Genomic DNA, 15018 nt, shown 5'->3' with positions numbered 1-15018 from the left:
TGAAAAGAGCAAAAGTCCGTTACTAAGTGTTTTTGCTGCAAAAAGGAGATGCGTCGTATGTACGCCCAACTAGATTGTACCGAGTTACTTCAGTTACAAAGCGAAGAAACGCTAGTGCTTACTGTAAACAATCGCTTTGCCCGTCGCATATTGTCTGATTTGCAACAAAGTTTACGCGGCCAAAAAAAAGCCATTGCCGTGCCAGATATTATGCCTTTATCGGCATGGTTAAGACAGGCAAATGATGACCTCAGCTTTTTTGATGACTATGTGCCTGCTTCCTATTTATTAGACAGTTTTAGCAGTCTTCACGTGTGGGAGCAAATTATTTACAGCCAAGAGGAAGAGCAGTCGTGGCTGATTGATGTGCCCCAAGCTGCTAAATTGGCTGCCGAGGCAGATCTGTTAATGGACGAGTGGTCACTAACGATTGAGCCAGAGGAGCACACGGCAGATTCACAACGGTTTACGGTATGGCGTGAAGCCTACAAGCAGTATCTGGAAGAGCACGATTTAGATGATCAAAACCGCGCCGCAGAGCGTGTGGTGGTTGCCATTGAGCAAGCTTGGTATCAGCCCCAATGGAAAAATGTGGTGTTGGTGGGCTTTCATGATATGTCGCAACGTATGCAGCGTTTAACTCATGCCTTACACCAACAAGGCGTTACGTTGTATACCTTTTGTGAACAAGAACGGCAACCTGCTCTGGCCAGACGTGTGCTAGCACCTACCCCAGAGGCAGAATGGCGTTTGGCGGCGCAATGGGCGGCACAGCAACTGCGTGATAACCCAAAAGGGTGTTATGCCATCGTAGCGTTTGATTTGCAAAAGCAAGTCCCCCATGTGCATCGGGTGCTAGCTCACGAACTAGCGCCCCAATCCGATGCATGTCCAGGCTTTAGGTGGAACGTAGCAGTAGGGCGTCCATTAAGTCAGTGGCCTTTGGTGCGTGCTGCATTAACATGGTTGCACGTTTTAGCCGAATACCATCAAGGGCGCGTGCGTTGTCAAAGTTTAGGGCAAGCGCTTTTACAGGGTTATTGTATAGGGGATCATTCAGAGCGCAATCTGCGGGTGCAGCTAGATGTAAAGTGGCGTCAGCAGCAGACCGTTTATTTAACAAAGAGTGATGTGGACGAGGCGTTGGCGCAATGCGATAGCCTGGGCCCAGCATGGCGAGAAGCCGTACAGCATATTCAAGATCAAGCTGACCATCTGGCACCCGCGCAATGGATAGCGCCTATACGTGCGGCTTTACAAGCTTTAGGGTTTCCCGGTGAACAAACCCTAGATAGTCATGCTTACCAGACCATGCAAACTTTCGAGCAGCGTTTGGGCTTGTTTTCTCGTCTTGCGCCTGTGTTTGGCGCGCCGTCATTTGCTCAGGTTGTAGCTATGTTAGAGCGCTATTTGCGTGAAACTATTTTTCAGCCGCAACGTGAAACGGGTACGCGCTTAGATGTGCTGGGGGTGTTAGAGGCGGAAGGCGGGCATTGGGATGGCATTTGGGTCATCGGGGCTACGGATGAGGTGTTGCCTGCTATTCCTAAACCAAATCCATTTATTCCTTATCAGGTGTTACGTCAGGCACAAGCCCCACGCTCCACGCCAGAGCGTGAGTTGCAGTGGGCCTATCAAATGTGTCAGGTATTGCATCAAGCCGCTCCTACCTTGATTTTTAGTTACGCAGAACAAGACAATGGTCAGCTATTGCGACCCAGCCCACTTATTGAGTCCTTGTCGGTTACGGCTGAGTCCGATCCTTTAGCTCAATCGGTGGTGCATCCTCCTGTCTTAGAGCGTTTGCTTGATGAGCAAGGCCCCCCTGTAGAGCCAGAGCAAGCCATTTTAGGGGGCAGTGGGGTATTAGATAAACAAGCGCGTAATCCACTCTGGGCGTTTGTGCAGTATCGCTTATATGCCCAAGCCCTCCCATCGTATGAAGATACCCGAGCTATACGATTATGGCGTGGTAACTTTTTACACCGTGCCTTAGAGCTGATTTGGTTGCATATAGAGCCAAAAGACTCAGCAGGCCTACAGCATGCATTAGCTCAACAGCAAATGGTTGCACGTGTGCAGTCTGCGGTAGAACAAGCCGCTACAGAGCAGTTGAGTAAAATGCCTTCAGTTATTCGCCAACTAGAGATTGAGCGAGCAGTCGGTGTGTTGACTACATGGCTTGAGCTAGAGCGCACGCGCCCTGCATTCCGTGTGCGTGCTCTTGAGCAAGCCCATACTTTGCCGGGCTTTAATACCAGGATGCGTATAGACCGTATTGATGAGTTGGAGGATGGGCGCTTGGTCTTGATGGATTACAAAGCCAGTGTGGCGCATAAACGTTATGTGGCATGGTTGCGAGAACGTCCTATCGAGTTGCAGCTGCCTATTTATGCGGCGTTACTGACTGAGCAAGATCAAACTGTAGCGGCCTTGTGCTTTGGTTTTCTGCATTACGAAGCCGTGCTCGGCGGCTTTAGTCAAGATCCCGAGCTCCTAACTCAAACCGATGCGAAAAAATTTGCTGAGCGCTTTAAGGATTGGGCAGAGTTTGAGCAGCATTTAATTCAGCACGTATGGGCTATGCGTGATGAGTTTTTGCAAGGGGTGGCTCGTAACCACTATTACGCATTAGACGATTTGATGTATTGCGATGTATTACCGTTTTTACGTTTAAACCAAGAGGTGTGGGATGAGCTTGACGAAGCCGAGTGATTATTTAATTCGAGAAGCGGCGGTTGATGCGACACGATCTTTTTTAGTGCAAGCCCCGGCTGGCTCAGGTAAGACGGAATTATTAACGGACCGCATTTTGGCCTTGCTTGCGCTAGTGCAAAAGCCAGAGGAAATAGTCGCCATTACGTTTACGCGTGCTGCTGCCGCAGAAATGCATGCACGTGTGATTGAAAAGCTTCAGGCCGCTCAACAGCCCGAGCCCGAAGAAGCGTACAAAAAACAAAGTTGGCATTTAGCAAGAGCCGCTTTAGCCCATGATGCCGCACAGGGTTGGAACTTACTTGAGCACCCAGCACGTCTTAGCATTCGTACTATTGACTCTTTGTGTGCTCATTTGGTGCGAGCCATGCCAGTGCTTAGTGGTTTAGGTGGTGTGCCCGAGGTGTCTGATCAAGCAGATAGCTTGTATTTACAAGCAGCACGGCACACCATAGCACGTGCAGATCAAGAGCCAGATGTGGCTCAGGTGATTAAACATTTAGGCGTTAATTTGGTTGATGTAGAGGCTCTGCTAGTTAATATGCTGGCGATCCGCGATCAATGGTTACCTACTTTAAGCCACACAGGTTCTATAAACCAATTGCAAACCTACTTAGAGGACTTGGTGGTAGAGCAGTTAGAGCGCTTAGATCAGGCCTTACCGCTAGGTTGGCAAGAAGAGCTCAGTGTCTGCGCTGTGTATGCACATCAGAACTTGTTAGCCGAGGGCAAAAAGGGTTTTCCGGCGTTGGCTGACTGGTCTATGGCGGATCCTTTGCTACCAATACCCGAGCACTTAACGCGCTGGCAAGGTCTGATTGATTTTTTGTTAACAGCGGCTACACCACGTGTGCCACGCAAACGCCGAGGTATTACGAAAAGCTGTGGTTTTCCGGCAGGGTTAAATGTCAGTTTGAACGAGCGCATGAAAGATTGGGTTGATGCCTATGATGACACCGCTCCTTGGCTTGAGCCTTTACTTGCTATTCAACATTTACAAGCCGAGTACAGTACAGCGAAGACGCAATTGCTAGAGCAGTTAACGCGAACCTTATTATTGGCAGTGGCGGAGTTGCGCTTAGCGTTTATAGAGCATGGGCAAGTGGATTTCATTGAAATCGCGCAACGTGCCTTGGATGCCTTAGGCTACGAGCAGCAACCCTCAGAGCTTTTGTTACGTTTGGATCGCAGTATTAGTCACTTGTTGGTGGATGAGTTTCAAGACACCAGTTTGAATCAAATTAAGCTACTAGAGCGCTTAACTTCGGGTTGGGCTGCCGACGATGGCCGCACGGTCTTTTTAGTGGGCGATCCCATGCAGTCCATTTACCGCTTTCGTAAAGCAGAAGTAGGGTTGTTCTTGCAGGTTCAGCGTGAGCAACGTTTAGGCGATGTTGAACTGACGGCCGTGGCTTTAAGCAATAACTTTAGGTCGGCGGCCAATTTGGTGCACTGGGTTAATGAGTTAGGTGCAGATTTATTTCCAGCCCAGCCCGACTTAGAGTTGGGGGCCGTGACCTATAATCCGTCGGTGCCGTTTCATGATGAAAAAGAACTGTCTAAAGTACAGGAGCATCCTTTTATTTATCAACGCCACCAAGAGGGCGTGATGAGTAGAGAGCAGGCTCTAGAGGCAGCGCAGCAACGCGTAGTCAGCCTTTGCCAAGCTGCTTTAACACAATTTAAGGATAGCGCTAAACCCGCTGCGGTGTTGGTACGAGCCCGCAGTCATCTAGGTCCCTTAATTCAAGTTTTGCAGCAGGCGGGTATTCCAACCAAAGCCGTTGAAATTGATAGCTTACACTCTAGGCCAGTAGTTCAAGATATTGTGCAGCTAGTGCGCGCTCTTAAACACCCAGGTGATCGCCTTGCTTGGCTCTCATTATTACGTGCCCCTCTTTGCGGCTTGCGTTTGGCTAGCCTACACCAACTTTGTGGACACCATCGTACAGCAACTATTCCACACCTGATTGAGGCAGCCGATCCGCAGCAGTGGGACGTAAACGAGTGGGAGCGTTTGCAGCATGTGGCGAATGTATTGCTAGATCAGTCGCAGCAAAGTGGTGCGTTACCTTTTGCGGCTTGTGTAGAGCATTGTTGGTTGCGCTTGGGAGGCGAGCAAATTTATGGAAGCCCCAATGAAAAAGCAGATGCAGAAAATGTGTTCCGTTTGCTTGAGCAATTGGCACCGTACGGTGACTTAGATTTGGATGTGTTTGAGGAAAAAATTCAACGACTTTTTGCGGTAGCACAAAATGCCACCCAAGCCGTTGAAGTGATGACAATTCATAAATCTAAAGGGCTTGAGTTTGAGTCGGTGATTTTGTATGACTTGAACCGAGATGCGGCGCGAGACAAAGAGCCTTTATTGGGCATAGAACAAAGCCATGGGCGTTTATATGTGGGGATGGTTAAAGCTAGCGATGCGCTCCAGCGTGACCCGTTAAGTGTATTTATAGCTGAGCGCGAGAAAAAGCGCGCTGAGTTTGAAATGCAGCGATTATTGTATGTGGCTGTGACGCGAGCGCGTCATCAGTTGCATTTGGTTGGTGTGATTGAGCAAAATGTGACCAAAGACGAGCTGGTAGTACGTTCGCGTTCTTTGTTGCATTTGCTCTGGCCACGGGTTGAAGCGGCTTTTACTGCAGCAGAGCCTCAGGCTGCTCCTGCTTCAATGCGGCCCCAAGGAGCCACCCCCCAACATCACCTTGTGCGTGTGCAGGATCTTGCTGCGCTGCCATATGTTAGGCCTCGCCATGTGCCTACGGGTTCTAATCACTGGCAATGGAATGAAGAGCCTTTTAAAGAGGCTGCCATTGGCACGGTAGCGCATGCTTGGTTAGAACGCATTGGGCGTGAGGGTAGAGCTGCGTGGGACGTAGAGCGCATTGAAGCCAGTACCGCTGTGATGCGACGTCAGTTATTGCGAGCTGGGTTTGCCCTAAATGAGGTAGATGAGGCCGTAATGGTAATCCACGATACCTTATTACGCACTTTGACTAGTACTAAAGGGCAGTGGTTGCTAGATGTGGCTAAAGCATATAGAGAATGGACGCTAATTGATGCCGAAGGCCGAGTTTCAATTATTGACCTTGCTATTTCTCAAGAAGATCAGTGGTTAATTGTGGACTTTAAAACAGGTCAGCCTTATCCCGGTCAATCCACTGAGGAGTTTTTGGACATTATGAAAGAACGCTATGCTGCTCAGCTACGGCGTTACTGCGATCAGGTGACGGCCTTTGACGGACGCCAAGCCAAAGCGGCACTTTATTTTCCTAGAGCAGACCTCTGGTGTGAAATTTAGTGGTATACTTATTTTTGGTGAGCCCCTTCGCATGGTTCAACAGCCAACCTGGTCAGGTCGGGAACGAAGCAGCCACAGCTGTCTCGAACTAGTGCCGAAGCCAGGCTCACCTCTTCTTTTTGGCTTTCACGCCCACTTCCCGCAGTCACCTCAAATCCGGTACACTTGACTAGCCTTGTGGCTTTCTTTTTTTTACCGAATCGCACTCCTCCATGACATATCAGGTACTGGCTCGTAAATGGCGTCCACGCTCGTTTGACACCTTAGTTGGTCAAGAGCACGTAGTACGCGCCTTGACTCATGCTTTAGACATCCAACGCTTGCACCATGCTTGGCTTTTTACCGGCACCCGTGGCGTAGGTAAAACCACCTTATCACGCATTTTGGCTAAAGCCTTAAATTGCGAACAGGGGGTTAGTGCGCACCCATGCGGGGGGTGCCAAGCATGCACAGAAATTGATCAGGGACGTTTTGTTGATTATGTCGAGCTCGATGCGGCATCGAATCGCGGTGTAGATGAAATGACGCAGCTGCTTGAGCAAGCGGTATATGCGCCTAGCGCAGCGCGTTACAAGGTCTACATGATTGACGAGGTGCACATGTTAACCGGGCATGCATTTAATGCCATGTTAAAGACCCTCGAAGAGCCACCGGCACATGTAAAATTTATACTGGCGACGACGGATCCACAAAAAATACCGGTTACCGTGTTGTCACGATGTTTGCAGTTTAATCTCAAACAAATGACCGTTCCCGCTATCGAGTCACACTTGAACGATATCCTCCACGAGGAATCTATCCCTGCAGAAACACCCGCTTTGCGTTTATTAGCCCAAGCAGCCCAAGGTTCAATGCGTGATGCTCTGTCTTTAACAGACCAAGCCATTGCGTATAGTGCAGGCTCTGTTAGCACCGAAGCGGTGCAGGACATGTTAGGTACTATTGATCAATCCCATTTAATTCAGTTATTACAAGCCTTGATTGATGGCGAAGGCAACCGACTTATTGAGCTTGCCGATCAAATGCTATTGCGTGGTCTATCGTTTGGGGGGGCGTTGGCTGATTTAGCGGTGTTGTTGTCTCGTATTGCTATTCAGCAACGGGTTCCAGGTGCTTTACCGCCTGACGAGCCGCAGCTAGAAGCCATTCAGCACCTAGCACAACAGCTCTCACCTGATCATATTCAGCTGTATTATTCAGTGGTGGTGCATAGTCGTGACGAGTTACGTTTGGCACCCGACGAATACGCGGGCTTTGTTATGGCGTGTATGCGCTTGTTTGCGTTGACGCCAGCCGGTAGTTTGCCACATAAAGCCGAGCCTAGTTCTCAGGCTGCTGCGCCTGCCAGTTTAAGCCATGCAGATAAGACTGGGGCTTCGGCACCAGCAGCTGTGAGGCCTATCGAACCTACTGTAACCGCAGCTACGCCTAAGGCTGAGGCCGTGTCAGCAGAGCCCGTGGCTCCTCAGGTTGCTCTTGACTCTAGTCCTAGGGCACAAGCCGAGGCAGAACCACACCAAAATTCAGTAACGGCAATCCCCAATGCTGCCAAAGAGATAAATAAACCTGTAGTCGCTTCAGACAATCCGCCGTCTGCCGCCGTAGCCTCGCCTTATGAGTCTGATTTTGATAACGCCAGTGCCCGTGAAGGCATTCAGGCCCCTATTATAGAGCGAGGCGGCCAGGCTTTGCGGGCCCCCCAAGTGGACGATACACCACCTTGGGAAGAGGCTCCATCTTTACCCAAAACACCTCCTGCTACAGAAACAGCCCAAACGGTTGATGCTCCCACCTCTTCCTCTGAGTTATGCCCACCAAGCTATGATGAGGAGCCTCCTTTTATCGAAGAGGATTATGGGGGGGGGCCGTTGCGTGATGACGAGGCCGAGGATTTTCCCGCGGGGGATATTGAAAACGGTAGCACTGTCCCCCATATAGAAGATGCCGTACAACAAGCCGTCGCCGCGTTAGAGCTGGTGCCTCCTACGGTGCCCAAGCCCGAACAAATGAGCAGTACTCAGTGGGTAGAATTAGCGCCAAAGCTGCCCTTATCAGGTTGGGCCGCTGAATTAGCCCAACAAACTGAGTGGATTGAGTGTGATGGACATCAAGTCGTATTGCGTGCAGCCATCCGTTCTGCAGACGATAGTCAAGCCAAAGCACGCATTAATACCGTGCTCAATGAACATTTTGGGCAGGCTTTGCGTTTGCAAATTGATTACGGCTCAACGGGCGATGACACCGCCTTTGCTGTAGCAGAGGCTCAGCGTGCACAGCGTCAGCACGAGGCAGAGCTTGATGCTCAAGAAAACCCGTTTATACTAGCGCTCATTGAACAGTTCGATGCGCAGCTATTGGCAGGCTCTGTTCGAGCTAAATAGTCGAATTCAGTGCGGTTTAGTCACCTCACTCATTTTATTAGGACAGTTACATTATGATGAAAGGTCAAATTGCAGGCTTAATGCGTCAAGCCCAGCAAATGCAAGAAAACGTGAAAAAAGCCCAAGAGGAACTGGGAAATATCGAAGTCGAAGGGGCTGCTGGTGGTGGCTTAGTCAAGATCACCATGACCTGCCGCAATGATGTGCGTCGCGTTACTATTGATCCGTCTTTGCTTGAGGACGACAAAGAAATGCTCGAGGATTTAGTCGCTGCCGCTTTTAACGATGCGCTACGTAAAGCCGAAAGTACGTCACAAGAAAAAATGTCAGCACTCACAGCGGGCTTGCCGTTGCCTCCTGGGATGTCATTTCCCTTTTAAATGAGTAATCCGGTTTTACCTGAACCCGCGCCACTGCGTGATTTAATTGACGCTTTTAGACGTTTGCCCGGTGTAGGCGAGCGCACGGCGCGTCGTATGGCATATCATGTTTTGCAAAATGATGTGGTGGGTGCCCAAGAGCTGAGCCAAGCTTTACAGCATGCGGTCAGTACGCTCATGCATTGCCAGCGTTGCAATAGCTTTTCTGAAACAGAAGTCTGCCACACCTGTGCCAATCCACAGCGCGATCACAGTCAGCTTTGCATAGTCGAAACGCCAGCCGATCAAAACATGATTGAAGCCAGTCATAGCTACTACGGCTTGTATTATGTGTTGATGGGACGTCTAGCACCTCTAGAAGGTGTAGGCCCTAAAGACTTGCAGTTTCAACGTATTGCGCAGCGGGCCTCCGAGGCCGAAGTCCGCGAAGTGATCTTGGCTACGAATTACACCGCCGAAGGTGAAACCACGGCTCATCATTTGGCTGAATACTTACGGGCGCGTGGGGTGACGTTGACGCGTTTAGCGCGCGGTGTTCCTGCTGGCAGTGAGCTCGAGTACGTAGACGCCAGCACAATAGCTTGGGCATTAATGGAACGCCGTAGTACCTAAAACAAAAAAGGGTTGGCTTAAAAGCACAACCCTTTTTCTGTTTTTACTAAACGCAGACCAGAGTAAGTTAGGTTGCAATCAATTTGTGTTTGGTTTCTTGGATCAGCTGATCTAGGGCAATAGCGTCTCGAATAAACAGACGAATACCTTCGGCTAATTTTTCTGTAGCCATGGCGTTTGCATTAAGCTCAGTGCGGAAAGTGATTTCATTATTGGCATGCCACTCGGGCGCGTGAGCTTTAGCAGCCTGAATGTCTAAAGCTTTTTCTACGTTGCCGTGGGTAGTGGCTAATTGGTCCAATAACGCAGGGCTAATGGTAAGCAAGTCGCAGCCAGCCAAAGCCACAATCTGCCCAATGTTTCTGAAGCTAGCCCCCATAATTTCGGTTTTTAAATCATAGGCTTTAAAGTAGTCGTAAATTTGTTTTACTGACTGTACCCCAGGGTCGTTGACGCCCGCGTGTTTGGCTTCATCCCAGTCTGCCCCAGCAGCTTTTTTGTACCAGTCGTAAATGCGCCCTACAAAAGGTGAAATAAGGGTGACCTTGGCCTGAGCGCAGGCAATGGCTTGCGGTAGACTAAATAATAGTGTGAGGTTGCAATGGATGCCTTCGCTTTCTAGCTGTTTGGCCGCCTGAATGCCCTCCCAAGTTGCTGCTAGCTTAATGAGTACACGTTGTCGGTCTATGTCGGCACGTTCGTATTGTTGAATAATGTGGCGCGCTCGCTCGATACTGGCTTGGGTATCAAAGGATAAACGGGCATCGATTTCAGTGGAGACACGCCCAGGCACTATAGACAAAATCGCCGTACCAAAAGCCACGAGTAAGGCATCATTTAGCTCGGATGCATTTGCTTTGGGGTTTTGTAAAACGGTTTCTTGTAGCAGGTGCTGATACGCAGGCTGTTGTACAGCGTTCAATATAAGCGACGGATTGGTAGTCGCATCGGTAGGGCGAAAAGCCCGTATGGACTCAAAGTCTCCTGTGTCTGCTACTACAGTAGTTAGTTGGCGTAGGGATTCAAGCAATGTTGTCATAAATTTTGAACCAAAAAAGCAAAACAAGATGTACGGGTTAATGTAGACTACTTTTATATTCTATGTGGCAATGTTGCTACTGAACGATATGTGCTTTATGCCTTAGTGTAGTCAGGGTATAATCGTTAAGTTTTATTTGTAAATTATGAACCGGGGTTTAAACGTGCTGCCGTCTCTTTTTCCTGACGAGTCCAATGCTAGCTCAAGTGCGATCCTAGCCCTTGCCGATGGGACCGTTTTTAAAGGTTATTCCATAGGCGCCGAGGGGTATGCTGTAGCCGAGATCGTATTTAATACGTCCATGACAGGCTATCAAGAAATTCTCACTGACCCTAGCTATAAAGGTCAAATCGTAACACTAACTTATCCACACATTGGAAATACTGGGGTAAATCCCGAGGATGCCGAGTCATCCAATGTGCAGGCGTCTGGGTTAGTTATCCGTGATTGCGCTTTACGCGTATCCAATTTTCGTTCCACTCAGTCGTTACCAGACTATCTAGCGCAACAAGGTGTTGTTGCTATTGCAGGTGTTGATACACGCAAGCTGACGCGAATTCTTCGCGAAAAAGGCGCTCAAAGCGCTTGTATTTTAGTAGGTGAAGATGTTGATCGGGCCATTGAACTGGCCCGTTCTTTTGCCGGTTTAGAGGGGGTGGATCTAGCCAAAGAGGTTAGCCTAGCCACCACTAAAAACTGGACCCAAGGCTCTTGGACGCTAGGTAAAGGTTTTAGCGAAATGGCTCCTGCCGCCGAGGCACACCACGTAGTTGCTTATGATTTTGGTGTGAAAAATAACATTCTACGTTTGTTAGCCGATCGCGGTTGCAAGATCACCGTTGTACCTGCTGAAACTCCTGCCGAAGAGGTATTAGCTCTCAATCCGGATGGTGTGTTTTTATCTAATGGTCCTGGCGACCCTGCTGCATGCGATTACGCCATTACCGCTACCAAAACCTTCCTCGAGAAAAAAATCCCTGTATTTGGTATTTGTTTAGGGCATCAGCTCTTAGGTTTGGCCGCAGGTGCAAGCAGCGTCAAGCTAAAAACAGGGCATCATGGTGCTAACCATCCTGTACAGCAGTTAGAGTCAGGTCGTGTTTATATCACCAGTCAAAATCACGGTTTTGCTATTGATGCCGATACCTTGCCGGAAAATGTACGTGTAACGCATGTGTCTTTATTTGATGGCACCTTACAAGGCTTAGCTTTCACGGACCGTCCTGCTTTTGGTTTTCAGGGCCACCCTGAAGCCACACCAGGCCCACGTGATATGACTGCTTTATTTGATCAATTCATTAGCCTTATTGCTAATAAACAGGCTTAATTGCCAGACTGAATATTATGCCTAAGCGTACAGATATAAAAAGTATTCTTATTATCGGAGCCGGTCCGATTATTATCGGCCAGGCGTGCGAGTTTGACTATTCCGGAGCCCAAGCATGCAAGGCCTTAAAGGCCGAGGGTTACCGCACGATTCTTGTCAACAGCAATCCTGCCACCATCATGACCGACCCAGACACGGCCGATGTGACCTACATCGAGCCCATCACCTGGCAAGCGGTAGAAAAAATCATTGAACGTGAGCGTCCTGATGCTTTGCTACCTACCATGGGTGGTCAAACAGCGTTGAACTGTGCTCTAGAGCTAGCGGCCCAAGGTGTACTGGAAAAATACAGCGTAGAAATGATTGGTGCCAATGCCGAGGCCATCGACAAAGCCGAAGATCGTCTGAAATTTAAAGACGCAATGACCAAAATTGGCCTTGAGTCGGCTAAATCTGGCGTTGCTCACACCATGGACGAGGCTTGGGCCGTACAGCGCCAAATTGCCGAAGAGGTTAACTCTTCAGGTTTTCCGGTAGTCATTCGCCCAAGCTTTACTTTGGGTGGTACCGGTGGCGGTATTGCTTACAACATGGAAGAGTTCGAGGAGATTTGCCGTCGTGGTCTAGAGGCATCTCCTACTAGCGAACTGCTTATCGAAGAATCCTTACTCGGTTGGAAAGAGTACGAAATGGAAGTGGTACGTGATAGTGCAGACAACTGCATTATTGTGTGTTCCATTGAAAACTTAGACCCGATGGGGGTACACACCGGTGATTCAATCACTGTAGCGCCTGCTCAAACCCTCACTGATCGTGAATACCAAATTATGCGTAACGCCTCAATTGCGGTGTTACGTGAAATTGGTGTCAGCACAGGGGGGTCCAACGTACAGTTTGCAGTGAACCCAGATAATGGTCGTATGATTGTTATCGAGATGAACCCACGTGTTTCGCGCTCGTCTGCCTTGGCATCCAAAGCCACAGGTTTCCCTATTGCAAAAATAGCCGCCCGTTTGGCCGTCGGTTATACCTTAGATGAGCTACAAAATGAAATCACTGGTGGTGCTACACCGGCTTCATTTGAGCCTTCCATCGACTACGTAGTCACCAAAATTCCTCGTTTTGCCTTCGAGAAATTCCCCCAAGCCAACTCACGCTTAACCACACAAATGAAGTCTGTGGGCGAGGTCATGGCAATGGGTCGTACTTTCCAAGAGTCCTTCCAAAAAGCGTTACGTGGCTTAGAGGTTGGGGTTGACGGTCTAAATCAAATGACCACTGACCGCGAAAAATTACAGGTCGAACTAGGTGAGCCAGGTCCTGAGCGTATTTGGTATGTGGGTGATGCATTTGCACAAGGCATGAGCTTGGATGAGGTTCATCAAATCACCAAAATTGACCCATGGTTCTTGGCTCAAATCGAGGAAATCGTCAAGATTGAACTGGCTTTAGAGCAAAAAACGTTGGCTGATTTAGACCGTGACACGTTATTCGGTTTAAAACGTCGTGGCTTCTCCGATCGCCGTTTGGCATTTTTGCTTGATACGGTAGAGTCCGAGGTACGTAAACTGCGTCATCAGCTCAATGTACGCCCTGTGTACAAGCGTGTGGATACGTGTGCAGCCGAGTTTTCTACTGATACTGCGTATATGTATTCGACTTACGAGGAAGAGTGCGAAGCCGAGCCTACTGACCGCAAAAAAATTATTGTCTTAGGTGGTGGTCCTAACCGTATTGGTCAGGGAATCGAGTTCGATTACTGTTGTGTACATGCTGCTATGGCGCTGCGCGATGATGGTTTTGAAACCATTATGGTGAACTGCAACCCAGAAACAGTTTCTACCGATTACGACACTTCTGACCGTTTGTATTTCGAGCCACTTACGCTAGAAGACGTGCTTGAAATTGTATATGTGGAAAAGCCAGTCGGCATGATTGTGCAGTACGGTGGTCAAACTCCGCTAAAGTTGGCTCGTGCTCTTGAAGCAAACGGTGTGCCTATTATTGGTACCAGCCCCGAGTCTATTGACGTGGCCGAAGACCGTGAGCGTTTCCAAAAGCTGCTTAATAAGCTTGGCCTACGTCAGCCACCAAACCGCACTGCACGTACCGAAGGCGAGGCATTAGCCTTGGCTTCTGAAATTGGTTATCCATTGGTAGTACGTCCTAGCTACGTATTGGGCGGTCGCGCTATGGAAATCGTACACGAGCAAGCCGATCTCGAGCGTTATATGCGCGAGGCCGTCAAAGTAAGCAACGATTCCCCTGTGTTATTGGATCATTTTCTAAACAATGCAACCGAAGTGGATGTGGATTGCATTTCTGACGGTACCGACGTGTTTGTTGGTGGGGTAATGGAGCATATCGAACAAGCAGGTGTTCACTCTGGTGACTCAGCGTGTAGCTTGCCTCCTTACTCTTTAACTAAAGAGGTCGTAGAGGAAATTCGTCGTCAAACAGCACTAATGGCCAAGGCTTTAAATGTAAAAGGCTTAATGAACGTGCAGTTTGCCATTCAAGACGATGACGTGTATGTGCTCGAGGTTAACCCACGTGCTTCTCGTACTGTACCGTTTGTGTCCAAGGCCACTGGCTTACAAATGGCAAAACTGGCAGCACGCGTTATGGCGGGTCAGAAAATTGCAGACCTAGATTTTTCCGCTCAAGCCAAAGACGGTTTTTATGCCGTAAAAGAGGCGGTTTTCCCCTTTGTTAAATTCCCTGGCGTAGATACTATCTTGGGTCCCGAGATGAAATCTACAGGTGAAGTGATGGGGGTAGGGCGCAGCTTTGGTGAGGCCTTTGTTAAATCGCAAATGGCTGCTAGTGTTAATTTGCCCAAGTCAGGCAATGCGTTTATTAGTGTGCGTGACAGCGATAAAACCCAAGCTGTTGAAGTGGCTCGTGGTTTGATTGAGCTAGGCTTTACTGTGGTGGCTACACGTGGCACAGCCGCCGCTATCCAAGCCGCGGGCTTGGCGGTAAAAGCAGTCAACAAAGTGACAGAAGGGCGTCCTCATATTGTGGATATGATCAAAAATGGTGAAATTTCACTAGTGATCAACACAGTAGAAGAGCGTCGTAATGCCATCACAGACTCACGTACTATTCGTACACATGCTTTGGCTGCTAACTTGGCTTACTACACAACTATAGCGGGTGCTTTAGCTGCTGTAGAGGGGCTGCAGTATTTGCGTCATGGTGAAGGCCTACGCGTGTACTCACTCCAAGACATGCACAGCGCTTCGTAAAACAAGCGA

General features: G+C 49.1%; 8 protein-coding genes and 1 other RNA gene. 8 read left to right on the top strand and 1 reads right to left on the bottom strand.

Annotated features, from left to right (window positions below):
• The first annotated feature begins 57 nt into the window (after positions 1-57).
• From ACBP46_RS10975 to recR, 6 genes are all read left to right on the top strand, one after another.
• Positions 58-2715 (top strand): hypothetical protein, encoded by a 2658-nt coding sequence (locus ACBP46_RS10975; RefSeq protein WP_371016777.1) that lies wholly within the window; start codon positions 58-60, stop codon positions 2713-2715.
• Entirely contained in the window at positions 2693-6019 is a 3327-nt protein-coding gene (locus ACBP46_RS10970; protein ID WP_371016776.1) for a UvrD-helicase domain-containing protein, read from the top strand. Before ACBP46_RS10975 ends, ACBP46_RS10970 begins: the two co-directional genes overlap by 23 nt.
• 16 nt (positions 6020-6035) lie before the next feature.
• Positions 6036-6133: signal recognition particle sRNA small type (ffs, locus tag ACBP46_RS10965), an RNA gene on the top strand.
• 98 nt (positions 6134-6231) lie between these two features.
• Positions 6232-8400 carry a DNA polymerase III subunit gamma/tau gene (locus ACBP46_RS10960; protein WP_371016775.1) on the top strand — a complete coding sequence of 723 codons (2169 nt, stop codon included), beginning with the start codon at positions 6232-6234 and terminating at the stop codon, positions 8398-8400.
• Positions 8401-8453: 53 nt separating this feature from the next.
• Positions 8454-8780 carry a YbaB/EbfC family nucleoid-associated protein gene (locus ACBP46_RS10955; RefSeq protein WP_167660852.1) on the top strand — a complete coding sequence of 109 codons (327 nt, stop codon included), beginning with the start codon at positions 8454-8456 and terminating at the stop codon, positions 8778-8780.
• On the top strand, positions 8781-9392 hold the full coding sequence (gene recR / locus ACBP46_RS10950; protein WP_371016774.1) for a recombination mediator RecR: 612 nt from the start codon (positions 8781-8783) through the stop codon (positions 9390-9392). It abuts the gene before it with no gap.
• Between the two features lie 67 nt (positions 9393-9459).
• On the opposite strand, the gene tal is transcribed toward recR, so the two are convergent.
• The gene (gene tal, locus ACBP46_RS10945; RefSeq protein ID WP_371016773.1) at positions 9460-10431 is read right to left on the bottom strand and encodes a transaldolase; all 972 of its coding nucleotides are present in this window, start codon (positions 10429-10431) and stop codon (positions 9460-9462) included.
• 163 nt (positions 10432-10594) lie between these two features.
• Between tal and carA the strand changes: the two genes are divergently transcribed.
• Positions 10595-11758, top strand: a complete 1164-nt coding sequence (gene carA / locus ACBP46_RS10940; protein ID WP_371016772.1) for a glutamine-hydrolyzing carbamoyl-phosphate synthase small subunit — start codon at positions 10595-10597, stop codon at positions 11756-11758.
• A gap of 17 nt (positions 11759-11775) precedes the next feature.
• A complete protein-coding gene (gene carB, locus ACBP46_RS10935; protein WP_371016771.1) occupies positions 11776-15009 on the top strand; it encodes a carbamoyl-phosphate synthase large subunit in 3234 nt (1077 codons plus the stop codon).
• Positions 15010-15018: the final 9 nt, after the last annotated feature.

The sequence above is a fragment of the Paenalcaligenes hominis genome (assembly GCF_041359055.1).
Lineage (GTDB): Bacteria > Pseudomonadota > Gammaproteobacteria > Burkholderiales > Burkholderiaceae_B > Paenalcaligenes > Paenalcaligenes hominis_A.
The sequence above is the reverse complement of the archived record's forward strand: the minus strand, read 5'-3'. Positions and strand labels throughout refer to the sequence as shown.

What these genes read in the sequence shown, in the direction of transcription:
- ACBP46_RS10970 (WP_371016776.1), top strand. Translation starts at nt 2,693, where the DNA reads ATGAGCTTGACGAAGCCGAGTGATTATTTAATTCGAGAAGCGGCGGTT.
- tal (WP_371016773.1), bottom strand. Translation starts at nt 10,431, where the DNA reads ATGACAACATTGCTTGAATCCCTACGCCAACTAACTACTGTAGTAGCA.
- ACBP46_RS10975 (WP_371016777.1), top strand. Translation starts at nt 58, where the DNA reads ATGTACGCCCAACTAGATTGTACCGAGTTACTTCAGTTACAAAGCGAA.
- carB (WP_371016771.1), top strand. Translation starts at nt 11,776, where the DNA reads ATGCCTAAGCGTACAGATATAAAAAGTATTCTTATTATCGGAGCCGGT.
- recR (WP_371016774.1), top strand. Translation starts at nt 8,781, where the DNA reads ATGAGTAATCCGGTTTTACCTGAACCCGCGCCACTGCGTGATTTAATT.
- ACBP46_RS10960 (WP_371016775.1), top strand. Translation starts at nt 6,232, where the DNA reads ATGACATATCAGGTACTGGCTCGTAAATGGCGTCCACGCTCGTTTGAC.
- ACBP46_RS10955 (WP_167660852.1), top strand. Translation starts at nt 8,454, where the DNA reads ATGATGAAAGGTCAAATTGCAGGCTTAATGCGTCAAGCCCAGCAAATG.